General features: G+C 27.5%; 10 protein-coding genes. 8 read left to right on the plus strand and 2 right to left on the minus strand.

Going from position 1 to position 12,676, the window contains the following annotated elements; translation table 11 throughout:
- Nucleotides 1-25 precede the first annotated feature (25 nt).
- Nucleotides 26-2,095 carry a TonB-dependent receptor plug domain-containing protein gene (locus LPB136_RS05410; RefSeq protein WP_072555151.1) on the minus strand — a complete coding sequence of 690 codons (2,070 nt, stop codon included), beginning with the start codon at nt 2,093-2,095 and terminating at the stop codon, nt 26-28.
- Nucleotides 2,096-2,192: 97 nt separating this feature from the next.
- Here LPB136_RS05410 and LPB136_RS05415 point away from each other — a divergent pair, with 97 nt between their 5' ends.
- The 6 genes from LPB136_RS05415 (at nt 2,193) to LPB136_RS05440 (ending at nt 10,717) form a co-directional block, all read left to right on the plus strand.
- Nucleotides 2,193-3,089, plus strand: a complete 897-nt coding sequence (locus LPB136_RS05415; RefSeq protein ID WP_072555152.1) for a DUF6607 family protein — start codon at nt 2,193-2,195, stop codon at nt 3,087-3,089.
- A 5-nt stretch (nt 3,090-3,094) separates the two neighbouring features.
- The gene (locus LPB136_RS05420; RefSeq protein WP_072555153.1) at nt 3,095-4,585 is read left to right on the plus strand and encodes an ankyrin repeat domain-containing protein; all 1,491 of its coding nucleotides are present in this window, start codon (nt 3,095-3,097) and stop codon (nt 4,583-4,585) included.
- Nucleotides 4,586-4,589: 4 nt separating this feature from the next.
- Nucleotides 4,590-5,063: a DUF2271 domain-containing protein gene (locus LPB136_RS05425; RefSeq protein WP_072555154.1), complete on the plus strand. Its 474-nt coding sequence runs from the start codon at nt 4,590-4,592 to the stop codon at nt 5,061-5,063.
- Nucleotides 5,064-5,074: 11 nt separating this feature from the next.
- Nucleotides 5,075-7,237: a PepSY domain-containing protein gene (locus LPB136_RS05430; RefSeq protein WP_204218380.1), complete on the plus strand. Its 2,163-nt coding sequence runs from the start codon at nt 5,075-5,077 to the stop codon at nt 7,235-7,237.
- 11 nt (nt 7,238-7,248) lie between these two features.
- Entirely contained in the window at nt 7,249-7,602 is a 354-nt protein-coding gene (locus tag LPB136_RS05435; protein ID WP_237267421.1) for a DUF6686 family protein, read from the plus strand.
- A 244-nt stretch (nt 7,603-7,846) separates the two neighbouring features.
- A complete protein-coding gene (locus LPB136_RS05440; RefSeq protein WP_072555155.1) occupies nt 7,847-10,717 on the plus strand; it encodes a leucine-rich repeat domain-containing protein in 2,871 nt (956 codons plus the stop codon).
- Between the two features lie 66 nt (nt 10,718-10,783).
- Here the strand turns inward: LPB136_RS05440 and LPB136_RS13990 are convergent, their stop codons facing one another.
- Nucleotides 10,784-10,933 carry a hypothetical protein gene (locus LPB136_RS13990; RefSeq protein ID WP_158009603.1) on the minus strand — a complete coding sequence of 50 codons (150 nt, stop codon included), beginning with the start codon at nt 10,931-10,933 and terminating at the stop codon, nt 10,784-10,786.
- Between the two features lie 397 nt (nt 10,934-11,330).
- Between LPB136_RS13990 and LPB136_RS05445 the strand changes: the two genes are divergently transcribed.
- Nucleotides 11,331-11,516, plus strand: a complete 186-nt coding sequence (locus LPB136_RS05445) for a hypothetical protein (protein ID WP_072555156.1) — start codon at nt 11,331-11,333, stop codon at nt 11,514-11,516.
- Nucleotides 11,517-11,542: 26 nt separating this feature from the next.
- Nucleotides 11,543-12,634: a hypothetical protein gene (locus LPB136_RS05450; RefSeq protein ID WP_072555157.1), complete on the plus strand. Its 1,092-nt coding sequence runs from the start codon at nt 11,543-11,545 to the stop codon at nt 12,632-12,634.
- The last annotated feature ends 42 nt before the right edge of the window (nt 12,635-12,676 follow it).

The following is a 12,676-nucleotide window of genomic DNA, read 5'->3' on the forward strand; positions in this document are numbered from 1 at the left end:
ATTACTTATTTGATTATTATTTATTTTAAAAATTGAATTGAATTCTTCCGTAGTAAGTTCTTCCTAACTGTAAAGCAGCATCATTATTAAGAAAAGCTTGTTTTGTAGCATTAGACTCACCTTTTTCATCTAATAAATTATCAATTCCAAATTGTACTTTTAACAAGCTAAATAGTTTCTTTTCAATAGCAGTATTTAGAGTAATATTTCCCGAAACAAAATCATCATATTCATCTATTACTCCTTGACTATTATTGGTGTCATAAAGCGCATATTTACTTCTATAAATTGCTCTAAGATTTGCCGAAAAGCGATGTTCAAAATTTTGATAATATAATTTTGCATTTGCCATGTGTTTAGATCTATTTGGCAAACCAAAATAATTATCTATGGTAAGTTTTTCTGAAGGTGAAGTTGGCGTTCTTCTAATAAAAATTTGATTACTTTTTATTAATGCTTCTTCCTCTTTATCTTTTGCTTCTAAGAACTGATAACCTGCAATAAACCTAAAATTATCATCAATTTTATAGTTTGCATCCAACTCAAAGCCTTGCGTATAAACTTTATCTCTATTCTCGTAAGTAAAAACTCTTGTTCCGGCTGGTAAATTAAAGTTCAACGGATTTATTTGTGTATCAAAAGTGTTTATTAAATCTTCAATATCATTTCTAAATACATTGATATTTATTGCTAAATTATTGATTGGCTTCAACTCAAAACCAAGGTTAAAACCAACAGAGTTTTCTGGATTTAAATCTGTATCAAATTGCTGTACTTCGGGTAAATTTCCATACAATTCATGCAGGGTTTTTATACCAAAAACAACATATCCACTTGCTGTATTTCGGAAATTAAAATACAGCTGACGAAAATCTGGAGCTTTAAATCCATAACCAACAGATGCTTTTGTTGCTAACCAATTATTAACAACATATCTTGTTGATATTTTAGGGCTAAATGCCGATTTATATTGACTATGATTATCGAATCTAGCGCCAATTATTACATTTAATTTTGAAGTTGGATTATAATCTAGTTGCCCAAAAACATATTGAGAATCAAACTTCTCTTTTTTTAAGAAATCGCTTCTATCTACTTCTTCAAAAGAAGCTCCAACACCTACAATTGCATCTAATTTTCCTATTGAAAATTGCGATCTTATCTCTGGTCTTATTAATGTTTGATTAAATGTAGAAACTTCTAATTCGGTTTCGCTTTTTGTATTAAAATCGGTAACATAAAACGTGTAATCCAGGTTCCATTTATCAGAAACTTTATGATTTAAATCCACATTAACACTCCAATCTTTTTGGTTATTTTGCTCCGTTAAATTGCCTTGATTTTCTTCAAAAAAACGAGTTGAAACAGTAGTTTTAAGCTTGTCTGTAAAATCATATAAAACTTTAAAATTACCGGTATAGTTTTCGTGTCCATTTGTGGTTTTAAAACTTGTTTGTGGAGATAAATCAAAACCAGCACTAGAATTCGTATTTATACCTGCATTAATACCTAATTTATCTTTTTTGTAAACTAAATTAGCATTCATATCTAACTCATTTTTTGCGCCACCTCGAGCCAAAAACTGTAAACTTCCCTTTAAAACATCATGTTTTGGCTTTTCTGTAATTATATTTATAACACCTCCAATAGCGTCCGATCCGTATAAAGAAGAAGACGGACCTTTAACAATTTCAATTTGTTTTATATTATTTACACTTATTCTATCTAAGTCAATATTTCCACTTCTTTTACCAACTAACGGAACACCATCAATTAGAATTAATGTGTATTCTGCATCTAAACCTTGCATTTGTACACCATTAAATCCACCAAAATCAGAAGCTGTAGTAATTCCTGTTTGTTCTATTAAAATATCACTTAAACGAACCGAACCCGATTGCTGAATTTGTTTTTTCGATATTAAAGTTACCGGCATTGGTACAGAAGATAATTGTCTTACTGTTCTTGTTGCGGTTACTATTACTTCATCTAGCTTATTATTTTTTATTGAATCCTTTTGCTTTTCATTTTTTTGTGAAAAAGCAACGGAAGTAAAAAATATGGCAACTAGTACAACTCTTCTATTTAGAAACATTCTTAATAATTTTTGGCAAATATATATCCTTATTTTAATTCAATCTAAATAAAAGTTATATTTTTGTCAAAAATTTTAAAACTATAAAAATCATAAAATGAAAAAATTAATTTTTAGTACGTTAATCTTATTGGTTACTATTTCTCTGAATGCACAAAAGAAAAAAGACAGAGAAGCAATAAAAGAAATGTGTGGCTGTTTTGAGGTAACTTTTAACTTTGCGGAAACTTTTAACACTAGCAAAGACTCTTTATACAAAGCTTCTAAAACAAAACTTTCTAAAGGTTTAGAATGGGCGCAATTAATAGAAGATGATAAAAATAAAATTTCAATTCAACATCTATTACAAGTTGGTAGTCCTGCAAAACCACATATTGTAAAACATTGGAGACAAGATTGGATGTATCAAAATCTTGATTTTTATATGTTTAACGGCGATAATAATTGGTTATATAAAAACAAAACTAAGGCTGATGTAAAAAACCAGTGGACACAAAAAGTATATCAAGTAGATGACAGTCCACGTTACGAAGGTTCTGGAACTTGGGTACATGTAGATGGAAAAAGTTATTGGGAAAATACAACCGATGCACCTTTACCAAGAAGAGAATATACTAAAAGAAGCGATTATAATGTAACTGAAAGAGGAAACCGACATGAAATTACTAATTACGGTTGGTTACATGATCAAGACAATAAAAAAATCATTAGAAAAGAAGGCGCAAAAGATGTTGTTTTAGCTTACGAAAAAGGTTATAACACGTATGTAAAAGTACCAGATGCTCGTTGTAAAGCTGCTAAAGATTGGTGGACTAAAAATGAACCAAAATGGCAATTAGTAAGAAATAAATGGACTACAGTTTTTGAAAGAAACCAAGATCTTACATTAGAAAAAAAGGTTGATAATAAACTATTATTCAAGCAATTATTTTCTGATGAAATTAAATCAGAAACAGAAATTAGTGAGGTAATTGAATCATTTGTAAAAAAATAATTTAAATGAAATCATTAAAACTAATCGTACTATTTAGCTTATTGCTTTTAAGTTCTATAGCAACTGCTCAAAATTCAAATATTTTCTTGAAAAGAAATTTCTGGAAAACTAATCCTACTATTGAGCAAATTGAACAAAAAATTAAAGATGGAAATAATGCTACAAAACTAAACAGAGCTGGTTTTGATGCAATTGTATACGCTTTATTGGAAAATGCCAACGAGAATGTAATTAAACACTTGTTAACCAAAGAAGGTAATAGCGTAAATAAATTAACACATGACGGTAGAACCTATATCTTTTGGGCAGCTTATAAAAACAATATTGCTATTGTAAAACATTTATTAGCAAAAGGTGCCAAAACTGATGTTATTGATGACAAAGGATATTCAATTTTAAACTTTACTGCTGCTGCAGGAGTTGAAAATACTGACCTTTATGATCTTTTAATAAAACATGGAGCTAATGTTGTAAAAGACAAAACACCAAAAGGTGCAGATGCTTTGTTGTTGATTACTCCAAACTTAAAAGATTTCACTGTTGTAGATTATTTTATCAATAAAGGTTTAGATCTAAAAACTACTGATAAAAATGGAAACGGTGCATTTAACTATACTGCTCAAAAAGGTAATAAAGAAATGCTTGAATTACTTATTCAAAAAGGGTTGCCGTATAAATCATTGAACAAAAATGGAGGAAACGCAATGTTGTTTGCAACACTAGGTTCTCGAAGTGGTTATAACTCTTTAGATTTTTTCAACTATTTAGAAGGTTTAGGAATTACTCCGAATATTACCAATAATGAAGGTAAAACTCCATTGCACAATTTAGCTTACAGTAATAAAGATTTAGCAACTTTAAACTATTTTATCGATAAAGGAGTTGATGTAAATCAAGCTGATAAAGAAGGAAATACGGCTTTATTAAATGCGGTTTCTCGTAATTCTTTTGAAGTAATTAAACTGCTAGCTTCAAAAACTACAAATATCAATCACGTCAATAAAAATGGGCAATCTGCTTTAACTAAAGCCTTACGAAATAACGTTAATATTGTAGAATTCTTATTAAAAAAAGGTGCAGATGTTTCAATCATTGATTCTAAAGGAAATAATTTAGGGTATTATGTATTCAACACTTTCAATCCTAAAAACGAAAAAGAATTTCAACAAAAAGTAAACCTTTTAAAAGCAAAAGGATTACAAGTTGATAAGCCACAAAAAAACGGAAATACCTTGTTTCATTTAGCGGTTGAAAAACAAAGTTTAGCAATGCTAAAGTATATTGAAAAGTATAAAATCAATATCAATGCAAAAAATAGTGAAGGTTTAACTGCTTTGCAAAAAGCTGTTATGACTGCAAAAAACGATGTAATTATTAAATATTTAATTACAAAAGGTGCAGATAAAGCTGTAAAAACAGATTTTGAAGAAACTTTATTCGACCTAGCTAAAGAAAACGAAGCTTTAAAAAATAAAGACATTAATTTTTTAAAATAATTTGATGAAAAAGATAATAGCAATACTTGTAGTAATATTCTCAATTACTGCATTTACAACAACAGAAAACGCCAAGTATAAATGTATGATTCAAATGAAGAATTATACAGGTGAAGGCGCTTACATTGTAATTTCTTTATTAAATCCTGAAGGAAAATACCAAGAAACAATTTACGTGCAAGGAGATGATGAAGAATGGTATCATGATATTACAGAATGGTGGAATTTTCAAGGGAAAGTTCGTTCGGATATCGATGCAATAACTGGCGCTACAATTAGCGGTGGAAATAGAGCTATTAGCGTTATTGAAATTCCGAATGATAAACTTGATAAAGGTTATAAAATTAGGTTTGAAACTGCGGTTGAAGATCAAGAATATTATAAAGATGATGTTGAGTTTGAACTTACAACAGAAAATGTAAAAAGTAAAATTGAAGGAAAAGGTTTTATACGTTACGTTCGCATGATACCACAATAAATCTAACAAAAATGACCATTTCAATTTGGAGATATAGCCATTTAACGTTGGCTATATCTTCTTTCCTTTTTATACTAACAGCTGCTGTTACTGGAATAATTTTAGCTTTCGAACCTATTTCGAATCAGTTAAAACCATTTGCCATACAAAATGCTAATGAAATCTCTATTTCTAAAACAATTAGCTCTTTAAAGAACGAATACGATGAAATAATTTCTTTAAAAGTTGATCAAAATAATTTCCTAGAAGCTTCCGTAATTACAAACGAAGGTAAAAACGAAACCTTTTATGTAAATCCTTTATCAGGAAAAAAAATAGGCGATTTAATTGAAAAATCTCCGCTATTTAAATGGACAACAAATTTACATCGTTCTTTATTTTTAAAATCTACCGGGCGTTTTTTAGTTGGTTTCTTTTCTTTTTTACTCTTGCTAATTGCTATAACAGGAAGCATTTTAATTACTAAAAGACAAGGCGGAATTATACAATTCTTTACCAAAGTTGTAAATGAAGATTTTAAACAATATTACCATGTAATTATTGGGCGGTTTATGCTAATTCCAATTCTAATAATTACACTTTCTGGTGTGTATTTATCTTTAGAAAAGTTTTCAGTTTTACCCGAAACTAAAATAAATCATACAATAGATTTTTCTGAAACTAGTATTGATACAAAAACTCCAATTGAAGATTTTACAGTTTTCAAAAACATAAAACTAGATGAAGTAAAAAGTATTGAATTCCCCTTCTCTAAAGATGTTGAAGATTATTTTTTCTTAAAACTACACAACAAAGAACTGATTGTGCATCAATATTCTGGTGAAATTATTAGCGCAAAAAATTTGTCTTGGACACAAATTATTTCTGATTGGAGCTTATTTTTACACACAGGTCGTGGTACAATAATTTGGTCTTTAATTTTACTATTGTCTTGTATTGCTATTTTATTTTTTATCTATTCTGGTTTTGCAATGACCTTAGAACGAAGAAAAAAAAGCACATTATCTAAAAACAAGTTTAAAAAAGATACTGCAGAAATTATTCTTCTTGTTGGCTCGGAAACCGGAAGCACATTTAACGTTGCAAACTCATTTTTTGAAGCAATTTTAGCACGTAAAAAAACTGTTTTTATAGATCATTTAAACAACTACACTTCCTATAAAAATGTAAAACAACTTATTATTTTAACGTCAACGTATGGCGAAGGAGAAGCTCCAATAAACGCTTCTAATTTCCTTAATTTACTACAAAAAACTCCACAAGAAAATCCAATTAAATACGCTGTTGTTGGTTTTGGATCTCTTGCTTATTCAGATTTTTGTCAATTTGCAATTGAAGTTGACAATGCATTAAAACAACATAAAAATTTCACTTCACTCCTACCAATTTGTAAAATAAACAATCAGTCTTTTTCTGATTTTAAAAACTGGAGTTTACAATGGAGTAAAAAAACAAAAATAGATTTAGAGTTAAAACAGAAATCTATAAAACTAAAAAATCAGCAAACTTTTAAAGTTGTTGAAAAAACCGATTTAAACTCAGATGATTCTTTTTTAATTCGTTTAAAACCAACTAAAAAACTTCAATTTCAATCTGGAGATTTAGTATCCATAACACCAAGTGAAGACAATATTGAACGCTTATATTCTGTAGGAAAAATAGATAACGACATTTTATTGAGTGTAAAAAAACACCAATTTGGTATTTGTTCAAACCTATTGTTTAATCTTAATAAAGAAGATTATTTAATTGCAAAAGTTGAAAAGAACAAGCAATTTCATTTTCCAAAAAAAGCCAATGAAACTGTTTTAATTGCAAACGGAACCGGAATTGCGCCTTTTTTAGGCATGTTAAATTCGGATTCTAAAACTCATTTATTTTGGGGAGGAAGAACCCAAAATTCACTAAAAATGTACGCTCCGTATTTAAAAAACAAAATTATTTATACCGCTTATTCTCAAGAACAAAATAAAGAATATGTACAAGATTTGGTTTTAAAAGAGCAGCATTTAATTGCTACAGTATTAAAAAACAACGGAACAATTATGATTTGCGGTTCTGTAAGTATGATGAATGGCGTTTTAAAAACTTTAGAACAAATAACCAAAAACCAACTAAATACACCGTTAAATAAGTTCCAGAAAGTAAATAGAATTAAAACTGATTGTTATTAGAATTTAAAACAATGTGTAAAAAATATAAAATAATATCTAGTGTTAAAAACGGAGAATTATCAGTTTGTAAAGGCTGTAAAAATTACAATCTAATATTTAATAACATATTTTTTCAGTTTAATAAAGAGCAACTAAATATGTTTAAAGAATACATCTCTAAATTAGACACAGATTATTGGCTAGAACATGGTGCAAATAACACACAAAAAAGAAAAATACCTGTTACAACTTTTCATCAGAATTTAATTTTAGTCTTTACCAATCAAGAAATTGAAGAATTAAAAATTCTTTTAGACATTAATAAAGCCAAAACTACCCGAATAATTTCAATTACAGATATTGATTATAATCTAATCTTAAATTAAAATTTATTTTTTTTGAAGCTGTTTCCTGCTTTCCACTATATCTTTTATTTCTGTCATTCCTGCTAAGGCAGGAATGTCAAAAATAAAAGGTTAAGAATATCAACAGTTATTCGAACGGTTTCAATCAGGGCTAAGCTTGTTTGCTAACGTTCTGTCATTGCGAAGTTTACTTTTTTGTAATATATAAATTTCGGAAGTGGAATTTCATAATTAAAATAAAATTAATACATTTAGAAAAAAAGCAATGAAAAGAATTACAAGTTTATTATTATTTTTAATAAGTATTTTCACACTTCAATCTCAAAATTATAATTCTTATTCTGGTCAATTTAATCAATCTTTTGGAGGTAAATATGAAGTAAATATCTCTCATTTAAAAAAACACGGTTTTAATGATACTTTTACCTATAATGAGAAGGAATTTGAAAGTAATAAAGACTCAATTGAAGTTTTATCTAAAATAAAATATGTTTCTATTACTATTTCAGAAAACTTGGATTTAGGTTCTATCATAAATAACTTAGAAACATTCTCAAATTTAGAATATTTAAGATTTAAAACTCCTGCTGCTCTATTTAAAAATGGTAAAGTAGAAAACATTACTTTTCCAGATAATATTTATAAATTAAAAAACATAAAAACCATTTCTTTAAAAGGAGATTTTTATTGGAATTATGATACTTTTTTAAACTCTGTTTCTAACTTACCTAAACTAGAAAATTTTATTCTCATTTATAATAGATTTCCAAATAAAATATTTAATAATCCTAATTTCATTAAACTAAAACATCTTAAAGGATTATCTTATACTGGTTCTAATAAAATTACATTTCCTGAAGAAATAAAAGAATTTAAAGATTTAACTTCATTACGTTTAGGTTTTGATTCTAACGAAAACACAATGAAAGAAGTTAATAAGTTTTCGTCTTTAAAAAACCTAAAATATTTAGATTTAAACTGGATGACTATCAATGAGAACCTATTAGAAAATTTCAGACATCTTCAAGAACTTTCTCTTTCTGCTTCAGAAATTAAAAACCCTAGTAACTTATTCAAAAACCTTTCTCTTAATAAATCATTAGAAAAATTAAATCTTTCAAATAATAAATTAACAATATTGCCTAAAGAAATCGGTAATTTAAAAAACCTTCAATCTTTTTATAGTTCAAATAATAAGTTTTCAAAAAAATTACCTGACGCATTTTACAAACTAACAAACCTTAAAAATATTGAAATTCAAGGAAGTAACATTGAAGAAGTTAGCAACAATATAAACAACTTAAAAAAGTTAGAAACTTTAAAAATATATCACAATAAAATAAAAAAACTGCCTAAAAAAATGGGCAATTTAAATAACTTAAAAGATTTTTACTTAAATCATAATCAAATTACAGAATTACCCGAAGATATTGGTAAACTAAAGTTAACTTATTTAAGTTTAAACAATAATAAACTAAAACAACTACCTAATTCTATAGTAAAACTTAATAAACTTGAAACTCTAAATCTAAAAGAAAACTATATTTTAGAACTTCCTAAAAAAATTGGAAACCTAACAAATCTTAAATATTTGAACTTAGATTTAAATAATTTAGACGAACTTCCAAAATCCATTTCTAAATTAAAAGCCTTAGAAACTTTAAATATTTCTAGAAATAAGATAACACAATTACCTACAAATTTTGGAAACCTATCTTCTCTAAAAACATTTGATTCTGAGTTTTGTTTATTAAAAAAATTACCAGAATCTTTTGGAAGACTAAACAACCTAGAAAGATTAGTTCTTACTAATAATAATTTACAAGAACTTTCTGATAATTTTGGAAACCTAAAAAAATTAAAGAAACTCTATCTACATAATAGAAAAAACTATAATTATGTTTTTAATAGAAATTTCAAAAAAGATTCAACAATAAAATTAAACATATTAGATAATAATTTAACTAAACTACCAACTTCATTTTCTGACTTACCAAAACTAGAATTTCTAGAGCTTTCTTTAAATAAAAACATTAATGAAAAACGATTATTTAGTGTTCTTAAAAAATCTAAATTTAAAGATTACAACATTCGTTTAGAAAGCTGTAATATTAAAAAATTACCTGTTTATAATTGGTCTAATATAAAAGCTGCTACAATAAATCTTAGAGATAATTTAATTACAGAGTTACCTAAAGATATAATAAATTCTAAATACTTAAAAACTCTAAATTTAAAAGAAAATAAAGGTATTAACGTTTATAGAGATAATAAAACTCAATTGTACTTACTTTATGCTGAAAAAGGTTTTATGGATGAAAATGATATTCCTAAAACAGATGAATTAGTCATTGCGTATGCCAAAACGGCAAATGGTTTAACTTATAGAAAACAATACAATAAAAGTGTTGAATATGCAGAAAAAGCCTTTAAAATAAATAAACAATTAACTCATAAACATTTATATGAAGATAATTATATTGAAGCGCTTTATTATACAAAGAACTACAATAAAGCAATTTTATTTGCTAACACTCAAATACAAAAAGATACTTCTCGAGGCTTTCGGATTTTAAATTCTATAATTCCAAATTTTCAATTCAAAGCTAAAAGTCAATTAGCTATTGGTGATACTATTAAAGCTATTAAAACCTTTGCTGTTGCTTCAAAAAAATTTAGAAGTAATAATTGGACTGAAGCTGGAATGCTTTCTAAAAAAGTTAAATTAGATTCTCTTTCTGAAAACTTTTTTAAAAAATCAATTAAGTTTTATACTTCTTATCTTGAAAAAAATAAAAATGCTTTAGGTTATCACTTAAGTTTAGTAGAAGCATATATTATTGCTAATAAAATAGATTTTGCTAAAAAACATCTTGACAAAATAAAATTATTAAAAGTGAATGACAAAAACTACAAATCACTCATTCCTTACTTTGAAGCCATAATTAACACTATTGAAAATAACAACTATAATATTAATTTTGAAGAATTTAAAAAAAGACTTTACATCAATAAAGTAAAATTAAAAACTTGGAGCTTTAAATTAATGGAAGATTGGACTATTTTAAATCATCTATCCAAAGATAAAAATCTTAAAATAATAAAACTTAACAAGATCTATAAAGAAAGAAAATAGTTTTTCTTCATCTGTATTCTATCAATTACATACCCTTGAGGTTTTATGTTTTTTTTTGAATTTTAATTATACTTTATAATACCACAAAAAGTGTTGATAAGAACCATATTGACTTCCAGAAATTGATACAATTTCTATTTTACTTGCATTGGCATTTACAAAATTTAATAATTTTTGTTTTTTATTAAATTCAATTACTTTTAATTCTTTTTTCATTTTGTACATTTTTTTATTGCTCACAACTTACAAACAAAATTTTAAAACCAATAATTTCACATTAGCTTTCTTCTCAATAAATATTTTGTCATTCCCGAGAAACTTGTGCTCAACTTGATTGGGTATCGGGAATCCATACTTACTTGTCCATAGATTCCGCATCAAGTGCGGAATGACACAAAGCCAGCAAACAAGTTTAGCCCTGATTGCAGCGGCATCCTTTTCTGAAGAATGAAGAAAAGATACAGCGGAAAGCAGGTTTCAGCTTCAAATAATACTTCGACTTCGCTCAGTACAAGCACATTTCTACGAATTCTAATTCACTTCTTACGAATTCTAATTACGCCAAAATTAACGTCAATTCCTCTCCTACCTTTGGAGTATAAAACAATAAAAAATGAAGTTACAAGGCAGTTATTATTCAGTAATTAAAATGTATTTGACAAAATACAATCAGGTTAAAATACACTTTGACACACAAGGGAAAATTGTAAAAACAGAAAAAGAACAAGATGGTTTTTGGCAAACCGATCGTAATTTATGTAAGCTGTTAAATAAACTGCCTGTTGCTTCACAAATTTAAAAAATAACCTTAAAACCATAGAAATTATGAAAAATGTAATCAGAAAAACCAACGTAGCATTTGCAACTTTAGTAATATTAGGAATCTTTGCAAGTTGCGATAACAGACCTAAAAAAGAGACAAAACAAGTTGCAGAAATTGTAGAAATGAGTGCTTTTGACAACACTCAATTAGAAGATGTTGCAACGCAAGAACCAATTGTTTTTATAACAGGAATTGATAAAAGTAATAGCGATTTTTACAAAAATGCCCGAACGTATTTTAAAGAGAAAAAACTTAAAATTGTTGAAGGAGCGTATTCTTTAGAGGAAATTATTACGTGGATGAATGACAATGGAGACAGCAAACCTTTTGGCGAAGTTCATATTGTAAATTACAACAATCCGTTTACTGGAATGAGTTTGGAAACGGTTGTAAATGGCGAAACTATTACCGCAGAAACGTTACGTAAAAACATTACTCAAGGTAAATTACCTTCTTTAAAAAGTGTGGTTAACAGCAACACAAATATCATTTTTCATTCGCAAGGTTTGGCTGAAAACACGGAGTTAATGAAAACCATAAAAGATGCTTTTGTGGCAAATGAAACACCAAATATTGTGGCAACTCAGTATTACAACGTCTTTGGCGGAGAGTTTAAGAAACATTATTTAGCGCAACCTTATTATGTATTTTATCCTACAGCACATTCGCCAGGAAAGATTGATTTATCTAAAGAAATTGCGAGAAAATATAGCGAAGAAAAAGAAATTAACTGGTTTGATGCTTTAAATAATGAAGAAGAGCGTTATGTTGGCGAAGCGTACACACAACAATTTAATGTGCCTGTAAAGTTTGAATTGGATTACCATAACTCAGATGAAGCGATTCCTACTTTTACAATGCAAGAAGAAATTATGGATTTTATTGAAGAAATGCCAGAATTACAAAGAGAAATTAAAGCGTTAAACATTCCGGTTGATAAGTTCCGTTGGACTTGGGATATTGAAAATAGTCAACTTATAATTAAAGGAAAAACTACGGTTTTAACAGTTTTAAAACCAGTAACTAAGCCTTACGGAGATTTAGAACATGTTGAACCTGACACTAAAAATAAGCGTTTATACGCAATGAAATAGTGGAATAATTATTGAACTAATTAAGACCTACAAGAATTAAAA

The organism is Tenacibaculum todarodis (genome assembly GCF_001889045.1).
In the GTDB taxonomy this organism is placed as follows: Bacteria; Bacteroidota; Bacteroidia; order Flavobacteriales; family Flavobacteriaceae; genus Polaribacter; species Polaribacter todarodis.

What these genes read in the sequence shown, in the direction of transcription:
- LPB136_RS05445 (WP_072555156.1), top strand. Translation starts at nt 11,331, where the DNA reads ATGAAGTTACAAGGCAGTTATTATTCAGTAATTAAAATGTATTTGACA.
- LPB136_RS05440 (WP_072555155.1), top strand. Translation starts at nt 7,847, where the DNA reads ATGAAAAGAATTACAAGTTTATTATTATTTTTAATAAGTATTTTCACA.
- LPB136_RS05450 (WP_072555157.1), top strand. Translation starts at nt 11,543, where the DNA reads ATGAAAAATGTAATCAGAAAAACCAACGTAGCATTTGCAACTTTAGTA.
- LPB136_RS05430 (WP_204218380.1), top strand. Translation starts at nt 5,075, where the DNA reads ATGACCATTTCAATTTGGAGATATAGCCATTTAACGTTGGCTATATCT.
- LPB136_RS05425 (WP_072555154.1), top strand. Translation starts at nt 4,590, where the DNA reads ATGAAAAAGATAATAGCAATACTTGTAGTAATATTCTCAATTACTGCA.
- LPB136_RS05435 (WP_237267421.1), top strand. Translation starts at nt 7,249, where the DNA reads ATGTGTAAAAAATATAAAATAATATCTAGTGTTAAAAACGGAGAATTA.
- LPB136_RS05420 (WP_072555153.1), top strand. Translation starts at nt 3,095, where the DNA reads ATGAAATCATTAAAACTAATCGTACTATTTAGCTTATTGCTTTTAAGT.
- LPB136_RS05410 (WP_072555151.1), bottom strand. Translation starts at nt 2,095, where the DNA reads ATGTTTCTAAATAGAAGAGTTGTACTAGTTGCCATATTTTTTACTTCC.
- LPB136_RS05415 (WP_072555152.1), top strand. Translation starts at nt 2,193, where the DNA reads ATGAAAAAATTAATTTTTAGTACGTTAATCTTATTGGTTACTATTTCT.
- LPB136_RS13990 (WP_158009603.1), bottom strand. Translation starts at nt 10,933, where the DNA reads ATGAAAAAAGAATTAAAAGTAATTGAATTTAATAAAAAACAAAAATTA.